This is a genomic window from Allorhizobium sp. nf9_anc (assembly GCF_056323085.1).
This window is the reverse complement of the sequence record NZ_JBWHZM010000003.1, coordinates 191,326-213,436: the sequence shown is the minus strand read 5'-3', so window position 1 is coordinate 213,436 and position 22,111 is coordinate 191,326. Positions and strand designations below refer to the sequence as shown.

At 57.7% G+C, this 22,111-nt stretch carries 22 protein-coding genes; 6 read left to right on the top strand and 16 right to left on the bottom strand.

The window, feature by feature from the left end; translation table 11 throughout:
- Nucleotides 1-223 precede the first annotated feature (223 nt).
- The 5 genes from AC02Y0_RS24415 to AC02Y0_RS24395 form a co-directional block, all read right to left on the bottom strand.
- A complete protein-coding gene (locus tag AC02Y0_RS24415) occupies nt 224-1,093 on the bottom strand; it encodes an ArdC family protein (RefSeq protein WP_476384457.1) in 870 nt (289 codons plus the stop codon).
- 221 nt (nt 1,094-1,314) lie between these two features.
- Complete coding sequence (locus AC02Y0_RS24410) at nt 1,315-2,379, bottom strand: Fic/DOC family protein (protein ID WP_476384456.1); 1,065 nt, start codon at nt 2,377-2,379, stop codon at nt 1,315-1,317.
- A gap of 65 nt (nt 2,380-2,444) precedes the next feature.
- A complete protein-coding gene (locus AC02Y0_RS24405; protein ID WP_113460381.1) occupies nt 2,445-2,651 on the bottom strand; it encodes an antitoxin VbhA family protein in 207 nt (68 codons plus the stop codon).
- A gap of 119 nt (nt 2,652-2,770) precedes the next feature.
- Complete coding sequence (locus AC02Y0_RS24400) at nt 2,771-3,103, bottom strand: DUF736 family protein (RefSeq protein ID WP_052642533.1); 333 nt, start codon at nt 3,101-3,103, stop codon at nt 2,771-2,773.
- A gap of 393 nt (nt 3,104-3,496) precedes the next feature.
- Nucleotides 3,497-3,772, bottom strand: a complete 276-nt coding sequence (locus AC02Y0_RS24395; protein WP_476384455.1) for a thermonuclease family protein — start codon at nt 3,770-3,772, stop codon at nt 3,497-3,499.
- On the opposite strand from AC02Y0_RS24395, the gene AC02Y0_RS24390 reads away from it, so the two are divergent.
- The gene (locus tag AC02Y0_RS24390) at nt 3,653-3,928 is read left to right on the top strand and encodes a hypothetical protein (RefSeq protein WP_476384549.1); all 276 of its coding nucleotides are present in this window, start codon (nt 3,653-3,655) and stop codon (nt 3,926-3,928) included. The two genes, AC02Y0_RS24395 and AC02Y0_RS24390, sit on opposite strands and share 120 nt — an antisense overlap.
- Before the next feature lie 71 nt (nt 3,929-3,999).
- Here AC02Y0_RS24390 and repC read toward each other — a convergent pair whose 3' ends face one another.
- The 3 genes from repC to AC02Y0_RS24375 all read right to left on the bottom strand — a co-directional run bounded on the left by repC (nt 4,000) and on the right by AC02Y0_RS24375 (nt 8,040).
- Nucleotides 4,000-5,280 carry a plasmid replication protein RepC gene (gene repC / locus AC02Y0_RS24385; RefSeq protein WP_476384454.1) on the bottom strand — a complete coding sequence of 427 codons (1,281 nt, stop codon included), beginning with the start codon at nt 5,278-5,280 and terminating at the stop codon, nt 4,000-4,002.
- Nucleotides 5,281-6,111: 831 nt separating this feature from the next.
- A complete protein-coding gene (locus tag AC02Y0_RS24380) occupies nt 6,112-7,311 on the bottom strand; it encodes a hypothetical protein (protein ID WP_476384453.1) in 1,200 nt (399 codons plus the stop codon).
- Between the two features lie 30 nt (nt 7,312-7,341).
- On the bottom strand, nt 7,342-8,040 hold the full coding sequence (locus tag AC02Y0_RS24375) for a ParB/RepB/Spo0J family partition protein (protein WP_476384452.1): 699 nt from the start codon (nt 8,038-8,040) through the stop codon (nt 7,342-7,344).
- A gap of 844 nt (nt 8,041-8,884) precedes the next feature.
- Here AC02Y0_RS24375 and AC02Y0_RS24370 point away from each other — a divergent pair.
- Both AC02Y0_RS24370 and AC02Y0_RS24365 read left to right on the top strand, forming a co-directional pair.
- Nucleotides 8,885-10,795 (top strand): HAMP domain-containing methyl-accepting chemotaxis protein, encoded by a 1,911-nt coding sequence (locus AC02Y0_RS24370; protein WP_476384451.1) that lies wholly within the window; start codon nt 8,885-8,887, stop codon nt 10,793-10,795.
- 75 nt (nt 10,796-10,870) lie between these two features.
- A complete protein-coding gene (locus AC02Y0_RS24365; RefSeq protein ID WP_476384450.1) occupies nt 10,871-12,622 on the top strand; it encodes a bifunctional diguanylate cyclase/phosphodiesterase in 1,752 nt (583 codons plus the stop codon).
- Between the two features lie 708 nt (nt 12,623-13,330).
- Here AC02Y0_RS24365 and AC02Y0_RS24360 read toward each other — a convergent pair.
- The 3 genes from AC02Y0_RS24360 to AC02Y0_RS24350 form a co-directional block, all read right to left on the bottom strand.
- A complete protein-coding gene (locus AC02Y0_RS24360; RefSeq protein ID WP_234614026.1) occupies nt 13,331-13,528 on the bottom strand; it encodes a trans-acting factor B in 198 nt (65 codons plus the stop codon).
- A 458-nt stretch (nt 13,529-13,986) separates the two neighbouring features.
- Nucleotides 13,987-15,009, bottom strand: coding sequence for an alpha/beta fold hydrolase (locus tag AC02Y0_RS24355; protein ID WP_476384449.1), 1,023 nt, complete (start codon nt 15,007-15,009; stop codon nt 13,987-13,989).
- Complete coding sequence (locus tag AC02Y0_RS24350; protein WP_476384448.1) at nt 14,999-16,612, bottom strand: RcgA family putative transporter; 1,614 nt, start codon at nt 16,610-16,612, stop codon at nt 14,999-15,001. Before AC02Y0_RS24350 ends, AC02Y0_RS24355 begins: the two co-directional genes overlap by 11 nt.
- A gap of 312 nt (nt 16,613-16,924) precedes the next feature.
- On the opposite strand from AC02Y0_RS24350, the gene AC02Y0_RS24345 reads away from it, so the two are divergent.
- Nucleotides 16,925-17,077 carry a hypothetical protein gene (locus tag AC02Y0_RS24345; RefSeq protein WP_476384447.1) on the top strand — a complete coding sequence of 51 codons (153 nt, stop codon included), beginning with the start codon at nt 16,925-16,927 and terminating at the stop codon, nt 17,075-17,077.
- A gap of 179 nt (nt 17,078-17,256) precedes the next feature.
- Here AC02Y0_RS24345 and AC02Y0_RS24340 read toward each other — a convergent pair whose 3' ends face one another.
- From AC02Y0_RS24340 to AC02Y0_RS24320, 5 genes are read right to left on the bottom strand one after another with little or no spacing between them, the layout of a single operon-like run.
- Nucleotides 17,257-17,562, bottom strand: coding sequence for a hypothetical protein (locus AC02Y0_RS24340; RefSeq protein ID WP_113465163.1), 306 nt, complete (start codon nt 17,560-17,562; stop codon nt 17,257-17,259).
- A gap of 46 nt (nt 17,563-17,608) precedes the next feature.
- Nucleotides 17,609-17,845: a hypothetical protein gene (locus AC02Y0_RS24335; RefSeq protein ID WP_476384446.1), complete on the bottom strand. Its 237-nt coding sequence runs from the start codon at nt 17,843-17,845 to the stop codon at nt 17,609-17,611.
- A gap of 11 nt (nt 17,846-17,856) precedes the next feature.
- Nucleotides 17,857-18,303: a hypothetical protein gene (locus tag AC02Y0_RS24330; RefSeq protein WP_113380144.1), complete on the bottom strand. Its 447-nt coding sequence runs from the start codon at nt 18,301-18,303 to the stop codon at nt 17,857-17,859.
- A gap of 28 nt (nt 18,304-18,331) precedes the next feature.
- Nucleotides 18,332-19,330 carry a hypothetical protein gene (locus tag AC02Y0_RS24325; RefSeq protein ID WP_476384445.1) on the bottom strand — a complete coding sequence of 333 codons (999 nt, stop codon included), beginning with the start codon at nt 19,328-19,330 and terminating at the stop codon, nt 18,332-18,334.
- Nucleotides 19,327-19,782: a DUF3846 domain-containing protein gene (locus AC02Y0_RS24320; protein ID WP_476384444.1), complete on the bottom strand. Its 456-nt coding sequence runs from the start codon at nt 19,780-19,782 to the stop codon at nt 19,327-19,329. The genes AC02Y0_RS24325 and AC02Y0_RS24320 overlap by 4 nt, the downstream gene beginning before the upstream one ends.
- Nucleotides 19,783-20,508: 726 nt before the next feature.
- Here AC02Y0_RS24320 and AC02Y0_RS24315 point away from each other — a divergent pair.
- Complete coding sequence (locus AC02Y0_RS24315; RefSeq protein WP_476384443.1) at nt 20,509-20,907, top strand: helix-turn-helix domain-containing protein; 399 nt, start codon at nt 20,509-20,511, stop codon at nt 20,905-20,907.
- 49 nt (nt 20,908-20,956) lie between these two features.
- Nucleotides 20,957-22,044, top strand: a protein-coding gene (locus AC02Y0_RS24310) for an IS3 family transposase (protein WP_476382890.1) whose coding sequence is annotated in 2 segments (ribosomal slippage) — nt 20,957-21,218 and nt 21,218-22,044 — 1,089 coding nt in all. Because the reading frame shifts where the segments join, the coding sequence is not laid out codon by codon here.
- Nucleotides 22,045-22,111: the final 67 nt, after the last annotated feature.

Here is a 22,111-nt window from a genome sequence, read left to right as displayed (position 1 = left end):
TTGATCCTCTTGACGGTTCTGACCACTTAACGAGATCATTTCCGTCAGGGATGCCAGACTGACTCCGATTCTTCAAGGCGTTTTTCGTTAACAAGAAGTTAACGCATCGAGATGCCCAACTTTACAGTTGTAAAGTTTTTGGTCGATACGCATCGAGGTGCCGGACTTTACAGTTGTAAAGATTCTGGTCGATGGCATGAGCCTTGACCGTCACGCAAGGCTCCTAACCTGTAGAGGAGCTGAACAGTCGGAGATAGTCAGCGACTGCCTGAGCCTTCGCGGCGGCAGTGATGACTGCACGTGAATCCTGCTTAAGCACCTTGAGCCAATTTTCAACGTACGTCGCGGTGTTGTCTCGCGGATCATGCTCGATGCCAAGATCGGCGCAGACGAATGCGGCTGAGATCTCGGCAATAAGCTCCTCCATGGCGTAGGCCTCACTGCCGAGCCGCCCACTCAGGTCACGGCCCAAACGTGCCTTTGCACCACTCCAATGAGAAATTTCATGAAGAACGGTGCTGTAAAGGTGAACCTCGCTGAGGAACCGCCCCCGATCCGGCATCAGAATGTCATCGAGGCCAGGGCGATAGCAGGCCTGCTTGCCACCGTACGTGATCTTCGCGCCAGTGCGTTCTATGAAGGATTCGACGTGTTCGAGATCCGGAACCGGATCGTTTGGCACATCCTCGATCGGGCTTCTGAAACGGTCAGGTAGGTTGTCGATCTGCTCGACGTTGAAGACGGTGTAGCCCTTGAGATAGGGGATCGCACGATCGTCTGCCTCCTGCTCCTTCGGCGTGAAGGTGCCATACTTGACGACGAGGGTCCCTTGTTGACCCTTGCGGACCTGAGCGCCAAGCTCTTGAGCCTGCCGGTAAGTCATCCATGTGTTTTCGTCGTAGCCGGCGAGTTGCCCGGAGAGCCACAGCATGACCACGTTGATGCCGCGATAGGCTTCGCCGGAGGCACGCAGCGGCGTAGCCGACCTCGGAACATTTCCGTGCCATGGCCGAATCCAGGGCTTGGTGCCGGCCTCGAGCTGCTGGATGATGGTGTCGGTGATCCGCTGGTAGGTGTCCTTTACGCTCTGCATTACCGTCTCCTGTTCGTTGGTTGACGGCAAAGATCCGAAGATAGCAAAACGAGCCCATGCACCCGTAGGGCCGCAACGGAGTGTAGGACCGCGCAAGCGGTTGAATGGGTGAGGGGCTATCGTAGTTTGTCCGTCAAACCATCCAACGGACAGGAGAGGGCGCCGAGCGTAGGCACCCCGGCCGACGACACGGGCCCTCACTGCAGCGACAGGGCCGCAGATCAGCGCTCTCGGTCGTCTTGGTCGCGGTTTCGCTGGCGATCGGCAAGCTGCTGCGCTTCGATAGCCTTAAGCTCGGCATTGATGTGCTGCGACTGAGACTCTTGAGCCTTTTGCTGACCTGGCTGCGATTGGGCATCTTGGACCTGTTCCGGCCGCCCCAGAGTCTTGAAATCAGATCTTGCGGTGAACTTAACTTCTGCGTCGTCAGGAGGCATCCGCTCGGGTAGATCAGCACGATCTACGGCCACAATCGCCTTTTCGGTGACGAGGCTCGCTACTCGATTGTCATGGCCGAGAACCTGCCCTTCGATGACTTCGCCCTGGCGGGCCGTGCGGACATTGTGCTCGAACGGTTTCTCGCCAGCCTGCTCAAGATCGGACATGGCACTGCGGATCGCCTCGCGGCGGATAGGATCCATTGCATCCTGGATGAGGTGCTTCATTGCCGGACTGGACGGATTTTTGGTGGTCTCAATGGATGCCTCGATCATGCGAGGTTTGGTGATGACGGTCAGATCGATGTCATGCCCATAGGTGCGGCCCAATGAGACCACCAGAGCTTCGTTTGCCCTTCCATTGCCTTCGCGAAAGGCATGAACATAGTTCAACTCAGATAGGACGTGAGCGGCCTTCTCGGCGAATTGCTCAGGTGTGGCGGCTCGTAAGCCCTGAACTTCTCTAGCAGGCCTTAGCGCCTCGTTGAGACCCATTTCGATGCGCGAGCCGGGGAGGAAAGTCGTCTCGCCTTTCGAAAGCCCGCCTACCGGCTCTACCCGCTGTCCATCGACGACAGGACTTTCGTTGCGCGTATGTCCTGCCCATTCATAGATATCTTGGAAGATGTAGCCGTGCAGAGCCTTCAGATGCGCTGCATCGTGATTGCCGACTGGGCCTTTTCCCTCGGCCAGCTCCGTTTGCCTCAAAGCTGTGAATGCGTATTCGGCTTCACGCAGCGCAGATTGGCTCCTGATATCAAGCTTGTTCTTCAGAACATCCTTGAAATCCTTATCCTCTGACGTGTTGGGATAAGTGTAGGAGCCTTTGGCTTCATCATCGCGCGCCAAGCAAAACCTCATGCAAAAAAGCCGCCTGAGATCACAGGCGGCCGCTACAAATCTCTAGGCGATGATCAAGCCCGCTTAAAGCGTGCCAGAAGCTCTTGGCGCATTTCGTCGGAAGTGATGTCTCCGGCAACGTAACGGCTGTTTGCTTCTTCCAAAACCGGATCGCCGGTGTAACCCTGCCGCATGTTGGCGGCACGAGCCTGATCGACGGCTTTCTTTCGGGCAGCAACAGCTTCCGGAGAGCGATCGGGGCGGGGGGCATGAACGTTCATTGGCAGAGCCTCCAGTTACTATTCAACGTAGCACAAAAGGAGCCAAATATCCAGCGAATGCGGGGTAGTCGGCTCTTCTATGGTGAGAGCCCGATCAGAGATCGGGCCTCCCAGAGCGATCAATCGCGGGGTTCCCATTCAATGATGGCCTGCAGCGCCAGGTCATCTTGGCCGGGGTAGCGGCCCAAGTTGGCGTTGAAGCCGAGGCGTTTGATGGAGAGCGTGTAGTACGGCTTCCCTTCTCCGCTGGTCTTTTTCCAGATGCCGCCAACTTCGATGTCGTGGCCACGAGGTGACTTGGCATAGACGCGATGCGTCGGAGCCTTTTCGTTGGTGGAGTCGAACGGTGTGACCTTGATGTCCAGGTCCCGGTCGATGGTGGAGATGAGGCCGGTTCCCTTGGCGTTGTCGATGTCGTCTTTGTCGAACTGGATGAAGTTGGTCATGCTCATGTTAATCACTCCTCTTTGGTGGTTGCGATGATCGTTCATAGGGCACGGGGATAAGCGGTGCGCACCGTAGGCCGGAGCGCAGCAAAGGAGGCTGGATGGGGACAAATTTTGCTTCGCGAGGAAGCCGAAGGCGGGGAAAATTTGGAGACGAACAGCTTTGCGCCAACCGCGTCGCCGTGCGAACGGGCATCAAGAGCAACCACTTTGGAGGTGTGGGGCCTGAGCGCTTGCAGCAATACGTCACCTCGACAAATGAGACATCGGCACAGGTCAAGGGCGCGATCGTGCGGAATGCAACCGAACCGACACCCCGAAACAAGTGGCTGGGGTACCCGAGAGTTCCGCAAAACGTGAGATCTCGCCATCTGTTGCTCACAGAGTGCCGCCAGTCGTTCAGTTGCCGGAATGGCTGCGGCGGTAGGAGGAGGGCGATTCAACCTCGGCTCCCCACAAGCCTTGGCCGAGCTGTCGGGCTCGATTCTCGGCGCGGCGGTACTGGCTCAGGTCGATCGGGTGGGATCTCGGTAGATAGCGCAACAAGAGGGTGGCTTGGCCCGCCTTCACCATCTCGAGGCCAACATCCGAGTTCTCGACGAAGCACTGGCCGACAAGGCGCTTATACTGGTCTCGATCGACTTCAATGCAGCGGACATGCTTGCCATCGATCATGCGGGCGAGGAAGCGACGTGCCTCAATCCCGCAATTCTATATCACACCGTTTTTGGAGCCGGTCTGGTCCCGCTCACAGGCGTCAATGGCCGCGATACGGATCCTCTGTTGACGAATGCTGAAGGTGTCACCGTCGATCACTCGCGCTCGGCCTGAATAGTCGGCCGCTGCAGAAGACGCGGTGAACAGAAGCGCGGCCAGCGCGGCTCCAACTAAGCGATTTTCTATCACGAGTGTGCCTCCATTGAGTTGCGGGCTGCCAGCCCAAATACCGAGCGGTTTAGATGAAGCTCTCCCCTCGCGGCACGGTCTGTCATGGCCCGCAAATAGCCGCCCGGCGAGCTGATTTGGGCGCGCGTGTATTTCTCAAAGGTGAGAGCGATCGCAACGGCAGCCGCCTGCTGGCCCATTCGGTCCACGGCGCGCTGGCGCGCATCCTCGGACACGCCGGCGATGCGGCAAAGTTTGGGAACGATCCGGTCCAGGTCCGCCCAACTGCGCGGGGCTTGGTAGCCATATTCGGCAAGGCTTGGCGTAGCCCGCCACACATCCTCCAGCGCCACAAGTGAAGGCCGTACTTGCAATTGCTTATTGCTTTGGCGCGAACGGCTGCCCAGGCTTTTCTCAAAAGCCCTTTCGCTGGCGGAGCCAGCTCCTCGTGAACTGACTTGTTCGGCGTTAGCCGAACGCCGTTCATCATTACGAGGTCCAAAAGGTTTCGGGGTTGTAATCTGTATGTGCATGTCGTTCTCGACATCCGTGCATGTCATATTTGTATCTATGTCGGACCCTTGGGGTGACCGATTCACGTTGCGCAGGCGGTCGGCAAGCCACTCCAAAAGCATTGTTGCCTTCCGGAGGACGTGGCCCGATGCGTGCCTGGCTGATCCAATGAAGGCTGCGACCCTTTCAACACGGGACGCGATCCGTCTCCGAATGGCTTCCCCTTGATCGATTGAAGACACGAGAGCATACCTTGCAGCACGCAGAGCGTCCCGGAAGCGACGAGCCGCCTGGTCCCGAACTCGTATCTCTTCCCGCTTCTGGCGTACAATTTGATCAAGCTCGTGGTGCCGGGCAATTAGGACACGCAAATCAATGCCACAGGCGTCGGCAATATCTCCTTCGCCATCGCGGATCGGATAGCGCTTGAAATTCGCACTGTCCTGCATGGTGACAAGGCCGAGGTCGTACAATCGGGAGAGAATTCGGCTTACGCGTCCCGGTGACTTGTTGATGTCATACCCCAGCTGTCGGTTCGACTTGTAGACAATCGGGCGCCCGCCTTTGTCAAAGGCATCGGCCTTGGCGGTCGATATGATAGCCTCGAGCAACGCATATTCTGAGGTCGTGATCATTCCGATCGTCATCAGATTCTTAGCGAGCACCGCAAGCTGGCCACGCGTCACCGCTCCGATTTCCGTTGACTGCGCCAGTCGCCGAAATTCGGCTCGCTCCTTCGTCATTCTGCGACCAGTCGGCCGCTTGCATTTTGTGGGTTCCCCCATCGTCCGTCTCCTGTCAGAGGCCAGACAAAGCTCCGCCGTTCACCGAAATGGTGTTTTGATTATTGACATCGGAGGGGAGGTCTGCGAGAAGGATGGTGCTTTTATATTTTCGAACTGCAGACCGCTTCCGGATTTTTCGGGAGCGGTTTTTCTTTTCTGGGCCGGTTGCTATCTCCGAAAACTGTTAGAATGTGTGAGTCGGAATCGGTTGTGGCTCCGCTCATTGCGATTTGTAGCTTGAGATACCAATTTGATGCAAGTTGTCACATTTCTGCGCTGCTGCGTCGGCTCAGCCGGCATGTAAAACGCGCCATTGTTCCAATATTTTAGAGCTGCACTCTGCTTCTAACCCCGCTTCACGTTCAAGACCGGGACGTTTCCAGACGATGATATACACCCCGTTATTGTTGGATAAATTCAACGGGTGGGGAGGAGAGTTTGAGAGGAGGGGGCTAGGGCCTCCTCTCAACAAGCGGCCTGATCTCCCGTCCCCCGATACGTTTCTGCCTCCCACCCACCTGCGAAACCGCCCGCGTTGGCTCGATGCCAAGGCGGGCGCTAGGGTACGATCTTGTAGCAAGCTCAGCCGCGCTGAGTAGCACCCTCAAGGTAGGTCAGCGGTAGATCGAACGCCTTCAGCGCTGTATCGAGGGCTTATTGCACATCATCCCAATCAACATGCTCCGGATCGCTCCAGGTAGGCGTTGATTAGCTGGCAGCCGCTTTCGGCGGCAAGTGTCGGATCAGGGGCGGAATCAAGCATGACTTACCCTCTGTAGTAAGGGGAACCGGTCACGCTGGAGGACGTGACCGGGGACAAACAGCGGCGGGTTATTCCGCTGCCATCGGGAACGAGTGCTCGTCCTTTTCCTCTGAGGTTTCAGTCTCACCCTCTGCGTTGGGGTCTGACGCGATCCGAACGTGAGGCGGAAGCCAACCGCTGTCCTTAATGGACTTGGCGGCATACTCCGCAGCCTCGCCCTTCTTCATGTTGCCGACACCAGCGGCGAAATCCTCGCCGCGCACCTCGGCAACAACGGCTTGGATGGTTGGTCTGTTGACGTGGCTGAAATAGCTTTCCGCCGTGGTCTCGAACCAATCCCGCATATCGACATTCAATGCGCGGCCCATCTGGTCGGCATGTGCCAGCGCTTGGCTGCGACTGCTGAACTTCTTCTCAACTGCATTGACGGAATGGGCGGCGGCATAGGCCAGAAGCTGCAACAACTCGCTTTGCGATTGATCCATCAGCCATTCCCAAAGGTCAGCAGGATCGCCGGGAAGCCGGTGCCCGTAGTTTTCCTCAAGGCTTCCCCACGCCTCAAGGGCCTTGTTCTCGGCGGGACGCTTCATCGAACCGTCCAGCACTTCATGAGTGACAGAGATTTCAAGCGCGCTCTGGTGGCCGGGAATGCCCCATGCCGTGCGGTATTGCACTTTGAGCAACATCGCGTGGACAACCGCCACAAGCGCAATGTCGGGATTGTTCGCCAACTCGACACGAAGCGCCGCCGTCTTCTGAGCGGTCAGGTCCTCGATCAAAGCCGCTGAATGGGTCAGCGCGGTAGATTTCGAAGCGCCGTCAGCTTCCTCGGTTGCCCCGCCTTGCTTTCCTTCTGTGGCCTCGGCCTTCTTCTTGTCCTCGTCGCGGACAAGGCCTCTCAGCACCGACAACTTGCCCCAATGGTCGATTGTGACGATTGCCCCTGCCATTGCGAGGTCTTCGCTGCGATATGCTTCTTCGCGCCTCTGCAGGACGGCGATTTCCTGGTCGACGGCGGACAACGCGGCCTCTGCACCTTCATCCTCCTGATCCGCATCGATCTGCGCCGCCAGTTCATCATAACGCTCAGTCAGTGCGTCAAGCTTGGCTTGATCCTCGTCGCTGAGGTCTATGCGCTGCGGGTAAACCCGGGCCATCTGATAGATTTTATCCGGCTGCTGAGCGCACCACTCGACCCATTTCCAGCCTTCGGCCTTCACGGCTTCCGCCTCGACCTCCAACTTCTCGGCAACCAGCTTTTCAAGCAAGCCGCTATCGCATGCAAAGCCTCCTCCCTGCTAGGCAAACAGGTCGCGGCGCACTGGACCGCCAGCCGCCTCATAAACCTCTAACCCGCCGATCAGCGCGAGCCGCTTGTCGCTTGCGGGGACTTCATCCACGGCGAGACGGCGCTTGATTGTGTTGGCGCTGCGATCCCATGAGGGGAGGGCATTCCAAACCTCTTCCTGTCGAGCGTGATCGTCGGTGATGGTGAAGGCGGCAAGCTGCTCAAAGGTCATATCCTCGGCGCGGAACGCCGCGAACAGGACAGGGGAAACCTTCGCCAGCGCAAGACGGCGGTTGACGATGATTTCGGTTGTCCCGAACCGGGCGGCGATGTCCTTGATGGACTTGCCCTCATCGAACAACGCCTTGAATGCCTCGAACTGGTCGGCGGGGTGCATGGCCTCGCGCATCACGTTCTCGGTCAGGCTTAACTCCGTTGCATCACCCGCCTCCCGGACGATGACGTTCACAGCGTAGTCGGCCTCGATCTCGCCCCGCTCCGCCAGATAATTGAGGGCTGCGAGGCGGCGACCGCCAGCCGTCACGAGGTATCGGCCCTTGGGAGCTTTGCGCACCACAAGGTTTTGAATGACGCCATTGGCGAGAATGGACGCCGACAGGCTCTCGATGCTCTCCTTGGTGTAGGTCTTGCGGACGTTCTTCGGGTCTGCGTCTAGCTTGTTCAGTGCTACCGCGATGATGTCGCTCATGATCTGTTGCTCCAATTTTCCGGTTTCCCTTGGGAGCAAGCCCCGCTAGTGGGCGAAACCTCTGCCTTCGTTCTCGAAGGATGTGCCCCCACATCCGGCGGAACGAAGGGGGAGGGCTTGAGCCCGCTCCCGTTAGGACGCCGATCGGGTCATGGGGCGGGAGAAAGGAAAAACGGAAGGTTTGCCGGCCTGACGGCGAAAGCCGTTTTTCCTGGCGAGCGACAGCGCTTGCGCGCTTGCCCATTGGCGCGATCGGCGACCTATCGTAAGAGCGGTATAGGGCAGGGTAGATGGGCGGCCGATCCTGGCCGCTCCTTTCGTATGCGAACCGGCGACGCCGGTTCTCCGTCCTCTGATGCAGGTTATAAAACGATGGATCTGCCCGCTGCGCTCCGAGTGATGAGCGCTCCGCTCCTCGGGCAGCTCTCCATTTCAACTTGATTCAACATGTCGATAACGGCCGCTATCCCAGTCCCTGACGAGGATAGAGAGACAGAGCGACAGGCAAGTCTTGGGCGCGATGCTGGCTACGAGCTTTTGCAGGGATATCTGACCGGCTGGCGTTTCGCTAGAACTCCGAAGGCTGGACAAGGCATCCCAGTGCGGACGCAGCAGTACGGTGTACGGCATAGACGCGCTTGGCTTTTTTTTGGGCGTTTGCCCACGCTTCGTGCAAAAGAAACCACGAAATTAGCGACGCGTAAACAAGTGACCCTTAAATATCGCATTCAGTGACTGTGCTCCGTTCGAAGTCGTTAAAAACGCTTCTTCGATGGGCCTCACCTCAAATGCGGCTTGCCGCATTTGAAATGTCGACGGGGACGTTCGTTGGGAAGGGATCATTATGACCATCAGGGTCAAGCTTCTTGCATGCATTTCGTTGCTCACCGCAGCATTGATAACCATCACGGGTTTCAGCTTTTACGCCCTTAAAAAGGAAGCGGAAATCGCCAACTCGATCGTTGCCGACAGGGTGTTGCCAATGGAGCAACTGAAGCGGATCGGCGATGGCTATGCCGTCAATATTGTTGATAGCGCTCACAAGGTGAGATCTGGCGCGCTCTCTCCTCAAGATGGCTTGAGTAATATAGACGCGGCGCTGGCCTCCATCGATGCGCACTGGAAGGAGTACACATCGACGGTGCTGACCGCAGAAGAGAAGCAAATTGCCGATCACTTCGTGCAGGTCAAGGGAGAGGCAAACGAAGGAGTGCAGTTGCTGAGACAGATTCTGGTTTCCCGCGACAGTGCTGCGCTCTCAGAATTCGTTGAGCAGAGGCTCTACCCGACTATTGATCCCCTCGGCACCGATATCTCGAAACTGATCGATCTGCAGATCGAGGTCTCAAAGCAGGACCTCGCTAAAGGCAATGAGCTGGCATCGCTTTTGACAGCCGGCATGACGATACTCACGGTCTTCGGGGCCGCTGTTGCCGCATTCTCCACTTGGACCGTATTGAGAGGCGTAATTCGCCCCGTGAACTCCATCACCGCGGCGATGTCCGATCTCGCGAATGGAAACCTTCAAGTCCAAATCTACGGCCAGGGCCGTCGGGACGAAATCGGCAAGATGGCCTCCACCGTTGCCATATTCCGAGACAATGCCCAAGAACGTGTGCGCCTTGAACAGGAAGCTGAGGCAAATCGTTCACTCAGCGAGCAGGAGCGTCTCGAGCGTGAGCAGCAGCAGGCTCGCGAAGCCGCAGAAGTGCGGTTCGCCGTTGAGAGCATCGGCCACGCCCTCAACGAGCTCTCAAATGGCAAATTGAATTACCGGATAGATGCCGTCTTTGCAGAGCGACTGGATCAGGTTCGCTTAGACTTCAACGAAGCCGTTGCTAAGCTCGAGGATGCGATGCGCCGGGTCGGCCAAAATGCGCAAGCCATCGCGGCCGGCTCCAATCAGATCCGCGCGGCGGCCGACGACCTTTCAAAGCGAACGGAACAGCAAGCGGCATCTGTAGAGGAAACTGCAGCAGCGCTTGAGCAGATCACCACAACGGTCTCCGATTCCAGTCGCCGCGCCGAAGAAGCTGGAAAGCAGGTCCAAGAAACACGGCAGTCTGCCGAGCGCTCCGGAGAGATCGTCAATCGTGCTGTTCATGCAATGCAGGAGATTGAATCCTCGTCGCGCGAAATCTCAAGCATTATCGGTGTAATCGACGAGATCGCCTTCCAGACGAACCTGCTGGCGCTCAACGCTGGGGTCGAGGCGGCGCGCGCTGGTGAGGCTGGCAAGGGCTTTGCTGTCGTCGCCCAGGAGGTGCGAGAACTTGCTCAGCGATCCGCCTCCGCGGCGAAAGAAATCAAGACTTTGATCTCGAAGTCTGGCGAGCAGGTGGAGAACGGCGTACATCTCGTCACAGAAACGGGCAGGGCGCTTGAGCATATCGTGTCTCAGGTTCAGGCGGTCAGCGTCAATGTTACCGCAATCGTCGAGGGCGCCAAGGAGCAAGCGACGGGGCTGAAGGAAATCAATACAGCCGTCAATACAATGGACCAAGGCACGCAGCAGAATGCTGCGATGGTCGAGGAATCGACTGCAGCCAGCCATTCGTTGGCCAAGGAAGCAGAAGCTTTATTCCAGCTCATCGGACTTTTCGAAATCGGAAACTCGCAAAACAAGTCCATGCCAGCGGAACGTTCCTCGATGCCCCCGGCAAACACATCACCTGCACGCCGACTAATGAATCGTGTTGCCACCGCCGTCAGAGGGAATGCTGCAGTGAAATCCGAGGCGTGGGAGGATTTTTAAAGTCCTCCGTTCATAATAGTCGCGGGCCAGCTCGATCTGGTCCGCGTCCGCATTCCGGCAATGAAGGTTGCAGTCATGGAAGTTGATACCGAGCTGATCACAGGACGCATTCTTGGTCGTGGCTTGAACAGCCTACGCGTACGGTTCACCCTGATGATTGGGACTTTTTGCTCGATTGTTGCAGCACTCGTGTTCTACTTGCTGGAAGCTGGAAGCGATTTCACCCACACGTTGACGACTTTGGGCTACATTAAGCTGGTAGCTTCGATCGCCGCCGCTTCGGGGTTTACATATTATATGACTGGTCGGCTCACTCGGCCAATTCAGAACCTGAAAGCCAGTACGGAGGCTATTGCCTCAGGCGACTATAGCGCTGTTGTCACTGTGGACTGCAACTGTGAAGTCGGCGGCTTGGCCGAGAGCTTTCGCAAGATGGTGGCGCGCCTCAATGATAATGTGTCCAAGATCAACACATTGGCCTATGAAGACGGTGTTACCGGTCTCCCTAACCGCGCAGTACTGAGCGAGATCATCGACCGGAATCCTGATCTCAAGGGTCATGTGCTGTTCATCGACCTCGACCGGTTCAAACAAGTCAATGACCTCTATGGTCATCAGGTCGGTGACACTTTGCTTCAGATGGCTGCGACCAGAATGCTGGTGGACGGCCTTGAAATCACTCTGGATGGGATGAACCGATGTCTCACTCCAGAGAGTGTCAATTTGGAATCGGCCGGATGTCGACTTCTGTTTCGATTTGCCGGTGACGAATTCGTTGTGCTGGTGACAGGTAGCGCAGGGGACAAAGACGTTACGGACATAGCTCAGCAGATCATTCGATCACTCGCTGAGCCGTTTGTGATCGGCGAACGACAAGTTCAGATTGGCGCGAGTGTTGGTATTGCCGTGCTTGGCGACGAAGCCGTTGATGCTGCTGACACCCTCAAGTACGCCGACATGGCTATGTACGAGGCGAAGAGCCGCGGTCGAGGAACCTACGCGTTTTTTGATGATCAAATGCGAGATAGGGCGACTGATCGCTGTGAGCTTGAACGTGACTTCCTCCATGCGATCGCCAACGACGAAATCATTGTCCACTATCAACCCAAGATCAATCTCGCCTCAAATAGTGTCGAAGGTTATGAAGCGCTGGTGAGGTGGGCGCATCCAACGCGGGGCCTGTTGTATCCCGGAAGCTTCCTTGATGTCGTAGGGACGGGTGATGGGCTGGAGCGGATTGGACGCAAGGTGATGTCGATTGTCGCGACCGATATCCCAAAACTTCGTGCATCGGGAATTTCGTGCCGCGTTGCAGTCAACGTGTGTCCAACTCAATTCGCGGATGATGAGTTTGCCGATCGGCTCACCGACTATGTGAAGTCGCTCGGTGTCGCGCCTAGTAATTTCGAGCTGGAGGTCACGGAAGCTGTCGCGATGTTAGATGTTGAGAAGGCGAGAAAACATCTGCTCGCTCTGAAACGCGCCGGTTTCAAACTGTCCATCGATGACTTCGGGATGGGATTTTCCAACCTGGCCCAGCTGTCCAAGCTCCCCTATGACAGCCTCAAGATCGATCGTTCGCTCATCTCTGACATTGTGACGAATCACGATAGCCGGATCATTGTGTCGGCGATAGTTTCGATGGCTCACGGCCTTGGGCACACCGTTGTTGCCGAAGGCGTCGAGACCGCAACGCAGCTAGAGATCTTGCGGCTGCTCGGCTGCGATACGTTGCAGGGATATTATTTGGGAATCCCAGTGCCGTTTATTGACCTGATTGCCGAGGCCAGCAGGCCTACAGAGCCTGTAGCGGCCGTCGGTTTCTGAGGGGATTCCATCTCTGGTGGGGCTGAGCATGAAGTGGCGAACCGTCTTTTTGTGGGGATTGTCGGTAGTTTGCTGTATTCAGCTGCTCAAACTCGGTTTGATTGTGTTTGATGAGCCCGATGCAGACGTAAAGATTGTCGAGGACACCTCTCACATCACCGCCGGACACAACTAGCACGAGGTAAGGCTCGCAGCGCCTTACCCCGGGATCACGGCAACAGTGGACTTGCTGACCATCTGGTTCTTCCTCAGCAAGCGTACTAGCCTGAATAGCCGCGAGCATCCAACAACTGCTGCGGAATATCGCCACCCCTGCCAGTACCTTGCTCTTGGACGATCCATTGTATTTGAGCATTGCATCAAGCAGCCTGCTCGCTATGGTGTGTCTGGCCATGCCAAGCTTTGGGAGGCAGAGGCGAGCCGAGCTTGGACCGAAACTGATGCAGCCCCCGCCGCTTGGGACTCCCAGGAGCGGCTTTTGACCCGCCACTTACGGCGGGTCTTTTTTGGGGATCAGACCGCAGACCCGGCTTTCGGACCATTACGCCTGCCCAGAGGCAGATCCTCGACACCGGACATAAAGGCCTCATAGCGCAATATCGGAACTCCTGCCACTCGTCCTGCTTGAGCGCTGCACTTCCATGCGTCTGCGCCGGGCGTTCTATTCCATGATAGGCCGTACCCTGCGGGGCAGGGTGCGGCCGTACCTCACTGAGGCTTGTTGTCGTTTCCGGCCTTGCCGTTGAACTCGACTTGATAGCTGAACTCGACCTTGGCGAGGAGCGGAAGCATCACGGCGATGGAGAACCGAAGTTGGCCCTTATGGGACAACTTCGCGATTTGCCGGTTGATAAACTGGCGAAGGCGACGGCCGGTTTTCTGGCAGAAGGTTACGAGCGTTTTCATCAGAGGTTCCTCCTTAGTGGTTGTGCGTAATCGCGAAGCTCGAATACGGCTGGAACCGCCGAGTGCATCGCGTAGCGATCGCAACGGAGCGAAGCGGAGAGGAGAACCCTTTAGGGTTGCACGCTAAGGCGGGGCCTGCCGTATCGTGCGCAGCATTAGATTGCGTACGGCCACTAAGAAGCGGCCCGAAAACGCGGCCTTCGTAGCCCCGGCCGTCGCCTTCGCCTTCAACCGGCAAATCGCGATCCGGCCGCCAGGTCGGATCTCCATCGCCGTGATGCTGCAGCGGTGCGGGAGCTGACATCGACGCTCTGGCCGGAAACGACAACAAGCCTCAGTGAGCCGCCCAGCTTGCGGGGCGCTTCCGTCGTGAGGGGGAAGGGGAGTTTGAGGGGAGGGGCCGAAGGGGGCTCCCCTCATTGCGGTTGGGTGCCGCTCGATGCGGCGCTCAATCGCTCCTAAGCCTGAGTGGCGCCGCGCTTGCGTAACAGAAACCGCTTCAAGCTCCATCCGGCTCGCAAGATGTAGGGTGGCCGCCCAAGAGAGTAGTGCCCGCAATTCAGCGGCAGCACGCTCACTCTGGCTCCGGCATTCTCCAGCCGTCCTAGTAGCCGTTCGGACAGGTCCGGCAGAACAACCGTATCCCTCGACGCCAGAATCACCTGAAGTTCGAGGCCTGGCCGCGCCAGCCTGTCTGCATGGTTTTCGAGATTGAGCGGCGCCCATGCTCTTTGCAGTTGGGCAAGCGTAAGATGCGGCTCGAGGCTTGTCCGGATCGAGCGGGTTGCGCGCCCGGTCCATACCATTTCAGCAAGGCTCCCTGCCGTGAGGAACAAAGACGCCCGCGAGACGGCGGGTTCATGCGCCTCGACCAATCCTGCAACCCAAGATCCAAGGCTCATCCCGAGAACGGAAACATCCCGATAGCCTTGGCGCTTTAGCCAGCCGATAAGCTTACGCCCGTCCCATACCGCCTGTTTGACGGATTGAACTGTTCGCCCGAGATTTGCGCTGAGCATGTAATCGGCATAGAGCGATCCGGGCCGCTTGCGTTCCAAGTGGTAGGGCATGGCGATCTCAATAACCGTGATCCCCTGCCAGGAAAGGAACCCGGCGATCTGCCGGTTCCGACTGGTCGCGTTCCAGTGATGGAAGATCACGACTGCCTGATCGCGCTTTCCGCTCTCGGTGATCCTGGCCCATACGATGTTGTTTTCAGCAACATCGGTTGCAACGTCCGAAGGGAATTTCAGCCAGCCATCCCGCAGTTCGAACCGATGATCGCTCGCGTCAGGCGGCTCAAAAAAGCCCGGATCAGCGGCGGCCGTTTCCGCGAGTACGCAAAACTCCTCTACCGTTTCAGCCGCCCCAACGCCGGGGAATGCACGATCCGCGTCCAGAATGAGGTCTGTAACCGTCTTGGCCTCTTCGCCGCGTTGGGCTCGGCTCTCGTCCCAACGATCCAGCCACTTACGAAACATGGCTGTCGCCTCCTATCAGATGGGTGCGCCAAACCAGCCTGAACGCCGGATCGAACAGACCATAGGTCGCGATCAGCCCGGCAACGAGCAGCAAGACCGAGAATCCATCGAATGCGTCGATCAACATGTAAGAGACGAACAACAGACCGATCACCGCGGACATCTTCCACAGTTGCGCCCGGATGCGCAGATCGTCACCCAAGCGGATTGCCCCGGACAGAAAGACGCTGCAGGTGGAAAGCACGACGAGCAGGCTGCTGTAGTGGGTTGGCATGATGTAATCGAAGCTTCGATCTCCATCGTCGTAACTTGCCAGTGCAGCCCAGATATCGCGAACCAGCCATGTCACAAAATCGGGGCCTTGCGAAGCAAGATAGGCGCTCTGAGCCTTCATGCAGATGGCGGCAAGGACGACGAGGACGGAGCATCTGAAGACCCCCCGCATGATCCGCAGACCGATTTCACTGACATCCGGCCCCTGACCCTGCTCGCCCCGAAGCGTGGTTTCACGTTTGAGCTTCCATAAATCATGGAGAATTGTGTGCAGCAGGATCAGGCCGGCGAAGAGAAGATAAAAGCTGACGGACATGTAGAGGTAGGCAAGTGCGGTAAACACAATTGCCGCCGGCGTCGATAGAATATCGGGCCTGATGATCCCGATCGTTCCCCAGCTTGGGGCAAAATCCTGTCTTTGCTCAAGCAGCGGGATGAGCTGCACGCCGATCCATTGCACCACGCCCGCGAACAGAACGCAGATGACGAACACCGCCCAATAGGTGTGGGAGTTGGCCTGCAGATTTCGCGTCCAGGCTTCGCCGCTTTTCAGGCGATCAACCTCTGTCAGGAGCCGCAGACGGCCATCATGCTTCCAGAAAACCAGAAGCTCAATGACGATTGCAAAGAACAGCGGCAGCAGCACCATGAACAGGAAGGTCCAGTTCGGTGCCCAGAGGAAGCCAACCTGCTTTTCGATGCCGTCTTCCCGCATGTAGGTGATGCTGTGGATGCCGAGGATGTAGGACAAGAACCCCAAGGCAGCGGAGCCGGCAAATATCGAAGCCGGCAAGTTCAGATCCGACCGTTCAGCAAAAATCGCTTCCGTCTTGATTGCCAGACCCGATCGCTGCGCCGGCATTGGTTGGAGGTCGACGGACAGCAGTGGCGTCACCTGCACCGAGTCATCGACTGAATCTGTTGGTGGCATGTCGGGCACGCGAAGGGCAGCGACATTGCCGGTTTTCTTCTGCTCGCGTCGCTTGGCCACCAAGCGCGCTTGGGCTGCAGTGAGCTCTTTCAGCCACTCATTCGTCGCCTCGCGATCGTCGCAACCGAAGATGCGTGCCAGCCAGCGAATGTTGGCCGGGCTGATGCCTTTGTCATTCTCCTGAAACCAGAGCTGGACGGTGCGAAGATCCACTCCGACACGGTTGGCGTCGATCTTTGAGATGGCATCCGCCAGCAGCTCCGGCGTCCACGGGCCTTGGGGAAAACCGTCTTCACCCAACAGGCGTCCTGCACCCGCAGCAGCCATTTTCTTGAACAGTTCCTTGAAATCGCTTCCATCCGCCGGCGGTGGAACAAAAATCTTACCGTTTTTTTCCAATGACTTACAGCCCAAGATTTCGTCTTGTTTCGTATCCTATCGTGCGTTGTGGACGATTTGATGGTCTGAGACGATCCCCAATGCAACTAGATCGGTGAGGCATCCGCCATGCTACTGTCGTCATCCAGTTCGCGTTCGTCCCCCGAAACAGTTGCGGCTCGATGCAACAAACCGGCACGGGTATTGCCGACGCCCAGGAAAGCGGGAACGGAGATCGTAGTCAGTGCGACAAGAGAAGGACCCTCGCTTCGTGAGCTGATCGATCATCATGCCGCGGCGGTTCAAGAGGGGCGAAAGGCGAAAGCACGCCGCATGGCAATCCTCAATTATCAGCCGAAAGACGACGGAGAAGCGCAGCTGAAGCTGACCTATCTTGCGGCCTATCTGATCGCGACGAGAGGCACGCTCACGACTCAGGAAATGCAGTCGGTCTCCAACACCACCAGAAACGGGTCAACCGTTTGACGTCCAAATCCTTGCCTTCGTCTGCGGTAGCAATCGGGCGGGAGGGGAGCCGAGGGGAGGGGCATGGGCTCCCTTCGGGCGAACCGCAGCCAGCTCGATGCTGCCAGGTTCGCAACGGCCAAAACGGTGAGGGGGCCGGTACTTCCAAACCAGCCCCGCAACAAAGCATCAGACAATTGTCAGCTCACCAATCCTAATCGCTCGCCAAGGCTAGGCGGCGTTGGTGTGCCCGCCTCCTTTGTCATGGCGATGATCGCATTCTGTGAGAGCCCCTCGATCTCATAGCCAAAGCGGCGCGCGCTCTCGATGATCGATTCAAGGCTTTGGTGTTGCTCAAGAAGCGTCCCGAACCACAGCGCGTATTCGTCGGTTTCCTCATCGGGGAAAGCCTGCAGAAAGAAGGTGCGCAACGGCGGATCATAGCCGATTACGGCATTCTCGTCAGTCTCTCCGTCGGTCTTCACGGTCACGGTGTAGCGGCTCAATGGTGTCCCTCCTGATGTCGAGCCGCATCGAAATGCGACCCAGGTCCTATTTGAACAGCGGCATTGACCGCTTGTTGGTCAGGCTGGCGCGGTCGGTCTCAAAGCGGTAGCCGTCCCAATCCTTCCATGCTTCCCAACCTGTCGCGGTGGCGCGTCCGTACCAGACGCGCACCCTGACCTTATCGTTTCCAAGGTTCTCGACAACCTCAACCGTGTGGCTCCCCCCTAAACCGGAGGGCGTGTCGAACACCTCAACGCTTCGGCGCTGGCCTTTGCTTTTCATCGCTTCGCCTCCTACAGCCGGAAATGTGCAACCAAGCCCTGATTGGCTCGGTGGCTTGCCAGCGCGTAAGCGCAAGCCTGGGCCAGCAGGTCGGGGTTCGCGGTCATGCCCGATTTTGCGCGCCCCTTGATGTCGGCTTTTAAGTCGTCATCACTGGTCCCGACGTGCATGTTTCCGACAATCCAGCGCAGTTGCGCATAGGGGATCTCATCGACGCGCCGAACAGGCAGGGCAGAGATCAGGCCCTTGCGCTGGCTGGCCGCCTCTCCGGCTTCACTCGCTTCCTCCTTGGTCGGGAAATAGGCTTTCACCAGCTGGCGGCGCTGCGCGTCGGCGGCGCTCATGAAAGCGTTTGAGCCGTCTTCTTGGGTGTATAGGCTCCAATCGGCGGCACTACCGCCGAACATGGCATCGCCTCTGCCGGAAAACTCCATGACCGTATAGATCTGCTCATTCATGTGGGGATCCTCTGTTTTCCGGGGCTGATCAAGCGGCGCTGTCGCCGCTGATCGATTTCAAGACGCATCGGGCCGCATAGCGTCCGGCCTCGTTCAAGTTGCGCTGCCAAGCCCCCTGCGACGGCGACCAGCGGAACCCGTGAGATTTCAAGGTGCGCCGCGTCTGTTCGTCCGGCTTGCCGGGAAACAGCAACTGAATGCGGGCCATGTCGGTATTTTCCTTGACCGTGACGGCTCCTGCCTCCGTCTCGACGTCCTCGGCGCGGTCGCCGCGCTTCTTCATCGCAGCAAGCGAAGCGAGGCGGGTTTGCATGCGGCGCAGTTCGGCGCGGGTGTTGGTGGTGGAAAAGCCGCGTCGGTTCTGCCATGGGGCAAGGGTAACGCCACGCGATGCCCTCTCCTCGTCCATGCCGGTTTCTGCCACCACACGGGCCAGAATGTCGGCTTCGCTCGCCTGATCCTTCTCCATCCGGCGAATGATGACATTTGCCCGTTTCATCCGGTCGATGGACAATGCCAGGTCTTCGATCCGCGAGGCGATGCGCTGCATGGCGGCCGGATCGCCGGAGCGGATCGGCTCGTCATCGGTTCCGTGGGGAAACGCCTTGCGCTTCACTGCCTTTTTCGCAGTCGCTATATGGGCGGAGAGGTCAGCACGGCGGGCGTCAGATACTCGCATCCGCTTTTCGTTGCGGGCAACGGGAAAGCGGGCAGGACCGGTGACAAACCAGTTCATGCAACGGCCTTCCGCTGCCCAATACTTGGCGGTGATCTCGACATGACGGCGGGCAAACGCCTCTAGTTCAGCGTCTGGCAGGGGCAGTTTTGCTTGCTCCCACAGCTCCACCATATAGGCGGCAAAGCCGTTCAGGCGCTCTGCCAGCCCTTCCAGTTCAGACAGGGTGCGCCGCTCCGGAAAATGAGTAAGGGCATGGAAGCTATGTTCGATGTCCTTCGCCGCGATGGTCGCGGCAAAGGTTCCGGCGAGAATGGACAGGGTGCGGTCCTCGACAACAGCGATGATCATCGTACTACCCCCGCCATGACGGTTGGGTGAGTGCGGGTGATGCGGGTCTGGAACCCGATCAAAGCGCCGCCCAGAATGACCCCATTGGGGGAATGCTCGTCTGCCTTGGCATAAACCGGATCAAGAACCGGCTTGCAGACGTTCAGGCGGGCCGCTGCTTCTTCAATGCTGATTTGCGGCGGTAGGACATGCGAGCCATCCAGGCTGGCAAGAACGATTTTTCCAGCCAATGGCTGCGGGTAGCCGTCAAAGACAGTGAAAGCGGTCAAGCCGTCGCGCAAACCCTCCTCATCGACGATAAGAACGTGGTTCGTGTCGAATGGCACCACCTCGACAAGCTGGCATCCAATCAGCCCGTAGGTCTGAGAGAACGCGCTGGGTGCTGCGACCTCTGCGGCTTGAATGGTCCCGGCTTCCGGGTCCAGCAGGTAAACGGTTGCGGTTGTGGTCATAATCTAGCCCTTTCTCCAATTCTGCGAAGCGGTCTTCTCGTGCCCCTCGTGGGCAGGAGCCCCGCTCCTGCTCCCGAGCTCGCGCGGAGCAGCGGGGGAGAGGGTGGCAAGGGGATAAAAACGGAGGGGGTTCGCCCGCCCGAGGCAAAGCCGAAGGGGCGGCGCGTTAGCGGCGATCCTGCACGAAAGCGCGGCCTTAAGGCTGCGCGAAGGAAGGACGGGGAGACCGTTTTTTCCCCTTGTGAGGGAGAGGGGGCGGCGCTCCTCTTTCCCTCATCAAAGAGACAGACAGGACGCCTCCGGCGTCACTGCTTCATCGTGACGGGGACTGGACTCACCGTAATTGGTGCTGATGATGGTGAGGAGCTTTCAAGATGCGGAAAGGCCGCCCCGATCAGGCGGGGCGGCCTCCGTAGGCACGCGACAAGAAAGGGCTAGAGACTTGCCACGACCTGACTTGATCAGTAGCCCAATATGGGTCGATCGGGAGAGGCTGTAAATGTCGGTACTGATTTTTGCCCAAGATGCATGTGATTGAAGGCGAAGCCGCAGCGCAACCGATCGTCACCCGAATGGGCGGAGACAGCGCCTGCTGGCTCCGTGCCGAAGGCATAGAGCGGGGTCGCAAAGCGATGCGCTAAAGTAGCTATTCAGGGTAGACTTTCGAGGTACCATCTTTATTTGTTCCAGAGGAATAACGATTAATTTCCAGTGTGGTTGGTGGCAATGGCAGGTTTCGGACTCGAGCAGTGGGTAAGCTATCTCGGACTTGAACGCGTTGACGACCCGAACAAAGATCATCCGATCTATCGCAAACGGCTCGACGGAAAGATCATCGACCTCAAGGAACTGGATCAGCTTGTCGCTCAAAGGCTCCGCGACCTGCGAACCGATCGACAAATTGCGCAAGCGAAAGTCGCGACCCTCCTCGGCGTAAAGGAGGCAACCTACTCCCGATACGAAAACGCCTCCTCCCTGATGACCGTGGGACGGCTCATCCACATTTTCGAGGTCCTGGACATCACTCCCGAAGAATTCTTCGATCCCTTCGTAAACGAACGACCTACTCATCCCAAAGGCAAGTCACGCAAAGACGTGAGAAACGGTAATCCTCCCCGGGAATAAGGGGCTTCAAAAGTAGAATTTTCTCGGCAAGATGCTCGAGGAGATTTTGATGAAGAAGAGCCGATTTACCGAAGCCCAGATCATGGCTGTTTTGCGCCAAGCCGAAGGCGGTGTCCCCGTCCCTGAGCTTTGCCGGGAGCACGGCATCAGCAGCGCCAGTTTCTACAAATGGCGAGCAAAATATGGGGGCATGGATGCCTCAATGATGAGCCAGATGAAGGCTCTTGAGGACGAGAACCGCCGATTGAAGCGGATGTATGCCGATTTGAGCATGCAGGCCGATCTGCTGAAGGAGGCTCTCGGAAAAAAATGAGGCGGCCATCTCAGCGCCGAGAGCTGGCCGAGAAAGCAGTGGCGCAACACGGTGTGAGCATCGCGCTGGCATGCAGAACATTTGGCGTCAGTGAGACCTGTTTTCGGTATAGCCCAAAGCGCAATGCCGATAACGATGAGATCGCCGATCTGCTGCTTGGGCTCGTGAAGATGAAGAAGACCTGGGGCTTCGGTCTATGCTTCCTGCATATGCGCAACGTCCAAGGCTATCGCTGGAACCACAAACGAGTCTACCGTATCTACCGGGAGCTTGAGCTGAACCTGAGGATCAAGCCTCGGCGGCGGCTGAAGCGCGAGAAGCCCGAGGAACTGGCGGTGCCCGATGCGCCGAACGTGGTCTGGTCGATGGACTTCATGGCGGATCGCCTGGCGGACGGTCGCCAGTTCAGGCTTCTGAACGTTTTGGACGACTTCAACCGAGAGGGACTGGGGATCGAGGTTGACTTCTCACTGCCTGCCGAACGGGTCGTGCGCAGCCTCAACCAGATCATCGAATGGCGGGGCAAGCCGCTGGCGATCAGGGTCGATAACGGCCCCGAATACGTCAGTTCGAAGCTGGTCGAGTGGGCAGAGAAGCAAGGGATCGCATTGAACTACATCCAGCCCGGCAAGCCTCAGCAGAACGCCTATGTCGAGCGCTACAACCGAACTGTTCGGCATGAATGGCTCGATCTGTATATTTTTGACAGCATAACGGAGGTGCAAGAGATCGCCACGGAATGGCTTTGGACATATAACCACGAACGGCCCAACATGGGCATTGGCGGCATCACACCCGCTCAGAAAATGAAAATGGCTGCGTGAATTCTACCGCTGAACCCCGTTAAAACGGGGAGGATTACCAAACAAGCTGATGGAAGCAACGGTCGAC

Excerpts from the sequence above, each read along its gene's own strand:
- AC02Y0_RS24330 (WP_113380144.1), bottom strand. The coding sequence starts at position 18,303 with ATGAATGAGCAGATCTATACGGTCATGGAGTTTTCCGGCAGAGGCGAT.
- AC02Y0_RS24355 (WP_476384449.1), bottom strand. The coding sequence starts at position 15,009 with ATGTTTCGTAAGTGGCTGGATCGTTGGGACGAGAGCCGAGCCCAACGC.
- AC02Y0_RS24375 (WP_476384452.1), bottom strand. The coding sequence starts at position 8,040 with ATGAGCGACATCATCGCGGTAGCACTGAACAAGCTAGACGCAGACCCG.
- AC02Y0_RS24395 (WP_476384455.1), bottom strand. The coding sequence starts at position 3,772 with ATGATCGATGGCAAGCATGTCCGCTGCATTGAAGTCGATCGAGACCAG.
- AC02Y0_RS24315 (WP_476384443.1), top strand. The coding sequence starts at position 20,509 with ATGGCAGGTTTCGGACTCGAGCAGTGGGTAAGCTATCTCGGACTTGAA.
- AC02Y0_RS24400 (WP_052642533.1), bottom strand. The coding sequence starts at position 3,103 with ATGAGCATGACCAACTTCATCCAGTTCGACAAAGACGACATCGACAAC.
- AC02Y0_RS24320 (WP_476384444.1), bottom strand. The coding sequence starts at position 19,782 with ATGACCACAACCGCAACCGTTTACCTGCTGGACCCGGAAGCCGGGACC.
- AC02Y0_RS24405 (WP_113460381.1), bottom strand. The coding sequence starts at position 2,651 with ATGAACGTTCATGCCCCCCGCCCCGATCGCTCTCCGGAAGCTGTTGCT.
- AC02Y0_RS24345 (WP_476384447.1), top strand. The coding sequence starts at position 16,925 with ATGGCAATCCTCAATTATCAGCCGAAAGACGACGGAGAAGCGCAGCTG.
- repC (WP_476384454.1), bottom strand. The coding sequence starts at position 5,280 with ATGGGGGAACCCACAAAATGCAAGCGGCCGACTGGTCGCAGAATGACG.
- AC02Y0_RS24415 (WP_476384457.1), bottom strand. The coding sequence starts at position 1,093 with ATGCAGAGCGTAAAGGACACCTACCAGCGGATCACCGACACCATCATC.
- AC02Y0_RS24325 (WP_476384445.1), bottom strand. The coding sequence starts at position 19,330 with ATGATCATCGCTGTTGTCGAGGACCGCACCCTGTCCATTCTCGCCGGA.
- AC02Y0_RS24365 (WP_476384450.1), top strand. The coding sequence starts at position 10,871 with ATGGAAGTTGATACCGAGCTGATCACAGGACGCATTCTTGGTCGTGGC.
- AC02Y0_RS24370 (WP_476384451.1), top strand. The coding sequence starts at position 8,885 with ATGACCATCAGGGTCAAGCTTCTTGCATGCATTTCGTTGCTCACCGCA.
- AC02Y0_RS24360 (WP_234614026.1), bottom strand. The coding sequence starts at position 13,528 with ATGAAAACGCTCGTAACCTTCTGCCAGAAAACCGGCCGTCGCCTTCGC.
- AC02Y0_RS24335 (WP_476384446.1), bottom strand. The coding sequence starts at position 17,845 with ATGAAAAGCAAAGGCCAGCGCCGAAGCGTTGAGGTGTTCGACACGCCC.